Genomic DNA, 8,028 nt, shown 5'->3' on the forward strand with positions numbered 1-8,028 from the left:
AATGAAATTGAGCCTGGATTTAGTCTCCAAGCAGTCACCGGGGGACGCGGGTAGGACATTCGTCTCGTGTGTGTCACGCCGTCGTCCAAGCTACAGTGGAGCGGTGTTGGAACATCTCCGCGGCACAGCGGCCTTGCCGGCGAAGAAGAAGAAGGTGTGGCTGAAGTAGAATACAAACCAGAACCAATTATGCAAACCGTCCTGAAGATTCTGAGCTTGACCGTCCTTCTGAATCTGGCCGGCGGTTGCGTCTATTATCGTGAGCATTTTGGTCGTCGGACTCCAGACCACCCTGCGCCACCGCCCGTGGCCACCCGTCCCGCGCCACCGCCCATCGTTACGCGTCCCGCCCAAGAACCCTGGGTGAACGTGAGCATCACCACGCAGGAACGCCAGGTGATCCGGGAGTACGTCACCGCACACTCAGACGATGGCAAATCCGGGAAGAAAGGAAAACCCCTGCCGCCAGGTCTGGCCAAAAAAGTTGCGCGCGGGGGAAGCCTGCCGCCGGGTTGGCAGAATAAACTGGTCAAAGGCGAAATCCTGTCGCCGGAGATGTATCGTCAATGCGATCCCCTGCCCGACGAGGTGCTCGTGCGTCTGCCACCGCCACCGTCCGGCACGGTCCTGGTGACCATCCAAGGCAAAGTCGTGCGTTTGGTGCGCGCCACATTGGAGATTCTGGACGTGTTTGACGTCCTCCCGTAAGGCGAAACCGCCTGCACGCCTCCGGCCCCAGCTTTCGCCGCGCAACGGACTACGTGCTCGCGAACGGCAAATCAACCGCGAACGCCCGCTTCAACTCACGCTTAAATCGTCCATCTTGCCGAAGAAGCGGATCTCCGGCTTGCTGACGACGCCGGCGGCTTTCATGCGCTTGCGCAGTTCCGGCGACTTCATGAACTTTTGCATCCGGGCCGCCGTATCCCAGGCGTAGCAGACGGTCAGGTCATTTGGATTCTTGCTGCTGCGGAGGGACATAGAAACTTTTTTCGCCTGAAGCTTTGCGCCAAGCTTTGACGCCTTGGACGGCGCGTTTCCACTTTGAGTAATTGGCAACTCGATGACGAATGATGAGGTATGGCATTTTGATTCCTTTCTTATTTGCTCGCAGCCACTGTCGGCTGCGTCTTGTCTTTGGTAGGGTTTAACTGCACTCTGACATCGCGAATCAACTCCTCCAACCGCCGGCCGTACTCGACGTAGTTGGCGAACATGGCGTCGTCGTTGGTCTTGGAAGTTGCGTCGTGGAAAACGACGACCATGTGTGGCTCAATGCTGATGCCGGCGTCGTAGCCGCGCGTGAAGGCGTCCTTGAGGATGTCGCGTACTCTCCCCTGACCTTCGCCGGGCCAGTTGTAATCGGCGTCGTTCTTTGCCGGATTCCAGGTGGCGTCCTTGATGTGGATGTGAACGGTGTGGTCGCGAACGTGCGTCCAGAATTCCCACGGGTCTTGCTTGGGCCAGGGCTTCGGTTTGCTGCGGTCGGGATTGAAAATGGGATTGGCAGTGTCGAAGACCCACTTGAGGCCGGGGACTTTGTCGAGCAACTCCAGCGCGTGCCGCCAACTCATCCCGCCGTAGTTCATGCAATTCTCGTGGACCGGCTGAAGTCCCGCATCGAGGAACATCTTCGTCACCTCGCGCACGCGGTCGAAGACGACGGCGGGCGTTTTGTCATCATTGTCGCCGGGCTTGAAACTCATCACACGGACGTATTTCGTGCCGAGCCGTTGCATCCGTGGAATGGCGCGTTTGACCTCCGCACGTGTGACATCAAAAGGCGTCTCGACAGTCTTCGCCCAGTTCATGATCGTCGAACCGAAACAATAAACGCCAACGCCCGCGTCCTTGAGTTTGCTCTCGACGATGGCGAAGGCCTCGTCTGGAATGTTGTGGAGGTTGTCCTTCTTGAAGCCCGGCACTTCCACGCCGCGCATTTCGATGAATTTCCAGCCGAGTGCTTTCGTCGCTTGAATCTGGCCGTCAATGCAGTTCGCGGCCTCGTCGCCGATGCCTGTTAGAATCATAGTGATTTAAACTGCGCGCGGGGCTGGCCCAGCCGTTGGCAGGCGCTACTGAATTTCCGTCAAATCAAACTCCAGTCCCGGCAAAATGGCCGAGGTAAGTTTGCCTTTCTCCTCGGCAGCGCAACGCAGTTCATAGCGTCCTCCCGTGAGCGTGAGGATTTCGAGAGATTTGTTGGCCGGATCGCCAATCCAATATTCCTTCACTCCAAACCGGGCGTAGAGTTCCTTCTTGTCGTAGCGGTCGCGCCGCACGCTGGAGGGCGAAACCAGTTCCACCAACAGATCGGGCGTGCCGAAGATCGCGCGGCGCTGAACCATTTCCGCGTTGGCCGTAGATACAAAGACCAGATCGGGTTGGACGTTGTTTTCGGGATCGAGGACCACATCAATTGGCGCGATAAAAATGCGGCCAAGGTGATGCTGCTTTACGAACTGGGTGAGAAGAAGATTGAGATCGTTGAGCCAACTCTGATGCCACGTATCGGGTGCAGGAGCCATAAGAAGTTTACCGTCTATGATTTCGTAACGCTGGTCATCGTCGAGACGGTAATACTCCTCGTAGGTCCAACGTTTGCCTTGTTTTTCCAGCACGGCTGCCATGGCAGGAATCTAACAGAAAGAACGTGCCAGGCCAGTGAAAAGTTCCAACTCGTTCTCCCAGATCCCTACCTGCGGTTTCAAATTTATCTCCGGAACGAACTCGCGAAATCGGTCGCCTCCACCTGCACCACTTTCTTCTGCACCTTCGATTCGGCGATGAGCTGGTTGAGTTTCTCTTCCCAACCCGCACCGTCCATCGGCAGCTCGACCGTCTCGTTCAGCAATGACGAATACACCATCACGTTGGCCAGTTCGACCGAGTGAATGCCTTCCGCGCCCGGCACAATGAGCGGTTCGCCGTCGAGAATCGCGTTCGTGAAATTCTGGATGATGATCGAGTGCGGTACGACGGCGTTCTCGAAGGGAATCTCCACGTGCCACACGTCCGGCTTCACGAAACCCTGCTTTGCAGTCTGGCTGAATTCGAGCATGTCCGTCTCGTTGCGCGTGAACAGGATCTTGTTGCTCTCCATGACCAGCGTGCCGCGCGTGCCGACGATTTCAAACCGGTTCGTGCCTGGTGCTTCGCCTGTGGAACTGACGAACACGCCCGTCGCGCCGTTGGCCCATTCCATGTACGCGGAGACGCTGTCCTCAACTTCGATCTGATGGAAGCGACCCAACTGGCAAAAACCGCGCACGCGCTTGGGCATGCCGACGAGCCATTGCATCGTGTCCAGGTTGTGCAGGCATTGGTTGAGCAGCACACCGCCGCCTTCGCCCTTCCACGTCGCGCGCCAACCACCGCTCGCATAATACGCCTCGGTCCGATACCAGTCCGTGTTAATCCAGTTCACGCGCACGATCTGGCCCAGGTCGCCGCTTTGAATCAGTTTTTGCACCTTCTGGTAACGGGGTTCCGTACGCATTTGAAACATGCCACCGAACACTACCTTGGGATTTTTCCTGCTGATCGCGATGAGCCGCTCCGCATCGGCTTTGTGCGACGAGATCGGCTTCTCGACCATCGCGTGAACCCCGGCATTGAGCGCAGCGATGCCCAGCGTGGTGTGTTGAAAATGCGGCGTGGCGATGATCACCGCGTCCACATCACCGGATTTGATCAGCGTCTCACCATCGGTAAAAGTTTTCAGCGGCTTGTAACGGTCGAGCGGCGCGACGGCGTCGCACACGGCCACGAGTTCGCAGCGGCTGACCTTTTTGTTGGAGAGATAATCGGCGTGGTATTTCCCGATGTTGCCCATGCCGATGATGCCCAAACGCACATTCTTCATGGCGGGAGTTTAGAGGATCAAAATCAAAATTCCAGAATTCTCTCGCGCGACTTGTGGATTCAACGGAGCAACGGGCGAACACGGTCGCGTCCGACCAGGAGCCTTGAAATTCTCGGTAGCATTCGCGGAGTGGCATTCGACATTTGAGGTTTCCGATGCCAGAATCGCCGCGTGGACGAATTGCTCAATCAATTGCGGCTATTGAAAACGACCTCGGGGTTGTGCGTTCTTTTGGTGCTGCTGCTCTGGGAAACGGCGACCCCGTTCCTGCCACTTTTTCAAGGCAATCTCCGGGAGCGAGCACGCCATGCCACACGGAATTTTGTCCTCGGCCTCGCCAACGTGGTGTTGGGCGCGGTCGCAGTCGTGCTACTTTGGGCTGGGATCGCGCTTTGGGCGGAAGAACATCGATTCGGTTTGCTGAACTGGCTTGAACTCTCAGGCTGGACGCGCCTGATCCTCGCCGTCGTCCTGTTCGATGCGTGGATGTATTGGTGGCATCGAATGAACCATCGCCTGCCGTTCTTCTGGCGATTTCATCGCACGCACCACTCCGACCCGAAAATGGACGTGACGACGGCCCACCGGTTCCACTTTGGCGAAATCTTTTTTTCGTCGCTGCTGCGCGTGCCTGTAATTTTATTGCTAGGGATGAGGCCGGAGGAACTGGTCATTTACGAGACCGCCATGTTCGTTATCGTCCAATTGCATCATGCCAATGTGGGTTTGCCGAAAAAAGTGGATTGGCTGCTGCGACTGCTCTTCGTAACGCCGGCAATTCACAAGGTGCATCATTCGCGATTACAGCTGGAAACTGATTCCAATTATTCATCCTTGTTCTCCATCTGGGATCGGCTGTTCCGAACGCTGCGCTTGCGGGCTGACCCGCGAACGATTCAGTTTGGTCTGGACCGTTTCGATCAACTGGAACAACAAACGCTGGCTGGGTTGATCAAAACGCCGATGGTTAAGGACGAGAAACGTGAAACGTAAAGCGTGATGCGTGAATCACCAAGAAGCGTACCCTCACGTTTCACGTTTCACGTTTCACGCATCACGTTTCACGTCCACAGCCAGGTAATCAAGGGCGCAAACGCCAGGCTCGGCAGGTAATCCGCCAGCTCGATTTTTTTCAATTCGAGGATGACCAGTGCGACGCAAAAAACCAGCAGCCCGCCGGCGGCGTTGACAGAATCAAGCAGCAGGTGGGTCTTTAGAAACGGTGCCATTTGTTGCACGCAGAGTGTGATCGTTCCCTGGTAAGCGAAAACGGGCAGGGCCGATAACATCGGTCCCCAACCGAAAATGGAAACAAACCCCATCGTCGCCAGACCATCCATCAGCGCTTTGATGGCGAGCGGCTGCCATTGACCTGACAAACCGTCCGGGACCGCGCCAATGATCGCCAGCGGCCCGGCACAAAAAAGCAGGGCGCACGTGTTAAAGCCATCACTGAAGCGCTGCGGATCGCCCGGCTTGGTCTGGGCCAGACGTTGTCGGGCGTACTGTCCCAGGCGATTCGACGCCTTTTGCAGATGCAGAAGCCGGCCAGCCAGTTTCCCGAGAATCAACGCCAGCAAAACGATGACGAGCTGTTTGAGGATGGGAAGGAAGCCGCCGTTCAAGCTAAACCAGGTCAGCCGCAAGCCAATGAACACGGCAAACGCACCCATCGAAACCTTCAGGGCAAGCTGCGTGGCCGGCGAATGTTGCCGGGTGATCACCAAACCGGCCACGCCGCCGATCAATATCCCTGCCACATTTAGGATCGTTCCGAGCATGGCCTTGACTCAACCAGCGGCGGCCCAAAGTTCAAAGTCCAAACTTCGATGCTCCGAGCGGTCACTTCAGTTTTCTGAAAATCGTCATTGCAATTGGCGCCGGCAGTCGGCAAGTTCTCCCGACTGGTTCGGGGCGTAGCGTAGCCTGGTAGCGCGCGTGGTTCGGGTCCACGAGGTCGTGAGTTCAACTCTCACCGCCCCGACCATCTTGAATTTCAATAAATCTATTGCCACGCCGAAACCACGATCTAAACCATTCATGAAAGGTATCTCTTCGTCTCTCCTCATAAACCGGCGCACCCCCAACCCCTCCCACGAGGGGAGCAGATCACGGGAGGCACGCACGCCGTTCCCCTCCTTGGAGGGCTCCGGGGTGGGTTCCGGGAAACAATCCGCGAGCCTCGACAGTTCTTGGAGTCTCTCCCTGCTGTGCTTGATGGCACTCACCGCCTTGGTCGTGTCTGCCAGCGCAGTCGCGCCGCCACCTGGCTTCACTGCATTATTCAACGGCAAAGACCTCACCGGTTGGCGCGGTGGTGACACGTTTGATCATCGCAAATACCTGGCGCTGTCTGCCGAGCAACGCGCCGAGCAGGACGCCAAATGGACGGCCGACATGCAATCGCACTGGCGCGCGGAAGGCGATGAATTGGTCAACGATGGTCACGGCAAATACGCCACTACTGCGAAAGACTACGGTGACTTCGAACTGCTGATCGATTACAAGACCGTGCCGCTCGCCGACTCAGGCATCTACCTCCGCGGCTGTCCCCAGGTCCAGATTTGGGACCACACCAACCCCAAGGAATTCAAGAACGGCGCGGACAAAGGCAGCGGCGGCCTCTGGAACAACAGTCCCGGCGCGCCCGGCAAAGACCCGCTCGTGCTCGCCGATAAACCATTCGGCGAATGGAACCATTTCCGCATCCTCATGCTCGGCTCGCGCGTTAGCGTGTGGCTCAACGACAAGCTCGTTGTCGATCATGCCAATCTCGAAAATTATTACGACCGCAAGACCCCCATTCCCGTCAAAGGGCCGATCGAACTCCAGACGCATGGTGGCGAAATTCGCTGGCGGAACATCTTCATCCGCGAAATCGGTGCGGACGAAGCGAACAAGATTCTCGGCGCGAAAGGCGAAGAGGCATTCCATTCCGTCTTTAACAGTCGCGACTTCGCCGGCTGGGACGGCCCCGTGAGCGAATACGAAGTGAAGGACGGGGCGATTGTTTGCCGGCCGAAGAAAGGCGGCACGATTTTCACGAAGGACGAATATAGCGACTTCATGGCGCGCCTTGAATTCAAACTGCCGCCCGGTGGCAACAACGGTCTGGCCATCCGCTATCCCGGTCACGGCAACCCCGCCTATGACGGCATGTGCGAGTTGCAGGTGCTCGACGACAACTATGAGAGAGCCACCGGCGAGAAGATCGACCCGCGCCAGGCGCACGGCTCGGCTTACGGCATGGTGGCGGCGGCGCGCGGTTACCAACGGCCCATTGGCGAATGGAATTTCGAGGAAGTCACCGTCCAGGGATCAAAGATCAAAGTGGAGTTGAACGGGTTCATAATCCTCAACACTGATCTGGCAAACGTGAAAGAATACATGGCCAACTCAGCGCATCCGGGCAAGGACCGCACGAGCGGCCATTTCGGTTTCGCGGGCCACAATGATCCGGTCGCCTTCCGCGACATCCGGATCAAGTCACTTTGATCGTAGCAAGGCAAAGAACTCGGCAGGCAATCGGTTCAGCGTGGTCCTCGAACTCCATTGAGTAACTCCCGCGTCGCTGGGGCTAGAACGGTAAGAGCAGGTCCAATCCCGGGGCTGATTCACTGGAGTGGGTGGCAGCGCGACGGCGGCGCTTGGGCAGGAGACCTTTGAGTTCCAGCTTCATCTTTTGCAAGTGGCGCGGGCAGATGCCGTGGGACAACGAGCCGGCACCGCTCCCGCGCTCCTTCGGCTTGCACCAGGCGCAGATGACGACCCGCAACGAAAACTCAAGTTGACCCACGGTCATGCCAGAAACTCAGGTATTGCAGACAAGTTGTTGATCGCGCAATGCAAGGCTTTCGTCAACAAAGAATTCCTCAACACGAAAGACAGAAACCTCCCGGACGCGAGTACGGCTCACCAGAAAAACTTTTATTGGGCTGTGCACTTAATTCCCCTTGGCCCATCGGACACGCTAAAGCGTAAACTCCAACGCTGCGCGTGGGCCGTTTCCGTTGGAGTTCAACCTTTAGGTTGTCCCTCCGTTTGCCTGAAGGGGAATCAAGTGCATAGCCCTAAACTTTTAGTCGGTGTAAAAGTCTTTCTGTAAATTGTCTTTCTTCTCTCCGCCTCCACCCCTCCGGGGTGAGGCGGAGCGAAGGCGAGCG

General features: G+C 57.1%; 10 protein-coding genes and 1 tRNA gene. 5 read left to right on the top strand and 6 right to left on the bottom strand.

Going from position 1 to position 8,028, the window contains the following annotated elements:
• The first annotated feature begins 1 nt into the window (after position 1).
• Positions 2–169, top strand: coding sequence for a hypothetical protein (locus HY298_14375; protein ID MBI3851442.1), 168 nt, complete (start codon positions 2–4; stop codon positions 167–169).
• Between the two features lie 20 nt (positions 170–189).
• Positions 190–708, top strand: a complete 519-nt coding sequence (locus HY298_14380; protein ID MBI3851443.1) for a hypothetical protein — start codon at positions 190–192, stop codon at positions 706–708.
• Positions 709–798: 90 nt separating this feature from the next.
• Here the strand turns inward: HY298_14380 and HY298_14385 are convergent, their stop codons facing one another.
• The 4 genes from HY298_14385 to HY298_14400 form a co-directional block, all read right to left on the bottom strand.
• Positions 799–981 carry a hypothetical protein gene (locus HY298_14385; protein MBI3851444.1) on the bottom strand — a complete coding sequence of 61 codons (183 nt, stop codon included), beginning with the start codon at positions 979–981 and terminating at the stop codon, positions 799–801.
• A 119-nt stretch (positions 982–1,100) separates the two neighbouring features.
• On the bottom strand, positions 1,101–2,030 hold the full coding sequence (locus HY298_14390; protein MBI3851445.1) for a sugar phosphate isomerase/epimerase: 930 nt from the start codon (positions 2,028–2,030) through the stop codon (positions 1,101–1,103).
• A 45-nt stretch (positions 2,031–2,075) separates the two neighbouring features.
• Positions 2,076–2,630 (bottom strand): Uma2 family endonuclease, encoded by a 555-nt coding sequence (locus HY298_14395; protein ID MBI3851446.1) that lies wholly within the window; start codon positions 2,628–2,630, stop codon positions 2,076–2,078.
• 83 nt (positions 2,631–2,713) lie between these two features.
• Positions 2,714–3,865 carry a Gfo/Idh/MocA family oxidoreductase gene (locus HY298_14400; protein ID MBI3851447.1) on the bottom strand — a complete coding sequence of 384 codons (1,152 nt, stop codon included), beginning with the start codon at positions 3,863–3,865 and terminating at the stop codon, positions 2,714–2,716.
• 171 nt (positions 3,866–4,036) lie between these two features.
• Here HY298_14400 and HY298_14405 point away from each other — a divergent pair, with 171 nt between their 5' ends.
• Positions 4,037–4,858, top strand: a complete 822-nt coding sequence (locus HY298_14405) for a sterol desaturase family protein (protein MBI3851448.1) — start codon at positions 4,037–4,039, stop codon at positions 4,856–4,858.
• Between the two features lie 68 nt (positions 4,859–4,926).
• Here HY298_14405 and HY298_14410 read toward each other — a convergent pair whose 3' ends face one another.
• Positions 4,927–5,646, bottom strand: coding sequence for a DUF554 domain-containing protein (locus HY298_14410; protein ID MBI3851449.1), 720 nt, complete (start codon positions 5,644–5,646; stop codon positions 4,927–4,929).
• A gap of 129 nt (positions 5,647–5,775) precedes the next feature.
• Here HY298_14410 and HY298_14415 point away from each other — a divergent pair.
• Together HY298_14415 and HY298_14420 are read left to right on the top strand one after the other, a co-directional pair.
• Positions 5,776–5,852: transfer RNA gene (locus HY298_14415), tRNA-Pro, on the top strand.
• A gap of 230 nt (positions 5,853–6,082) precedes the next feature.
• The gene (locus HY298_14420; protein ID MBI3851450.1) at positions 6,083–7,360 is read left to right on the top strand and encodes a DUF1080 domain-containing protein; all 1,278 of its coding nucleotides are present in this window, start codon (positions 6,083–6,085) and stop codon (positions 7,358–7,360) included.
• A gap of 82 nt (positions 7,361–7,442) precedes the next feature.
• Here HY298_14420 and HY298_14425 read toward each other — a convergent pair whose 3' ends face one another.
• Complete coding sequence (locus HY298_14425) at positions 7,443–7,667, bottom strand: hypothetical protein (GenBank protein MBI3851451.1); 225 nt, start codon at positions 7,665–7,667, stop codon at positions 7,443–7,445.
• Between the last annotated feature and the right edge of the window lie 361 nt (positions 7,668–8,028).

The organism is Verrucomicrobiota bacterium (genome assembly GCA_016200005.1).
Classification (GTDB): Bacteria; Verrucomicrobiota; Verrucomicrobiia; order Limisphaerales; family PALSA-1396; genus PALSA-1396.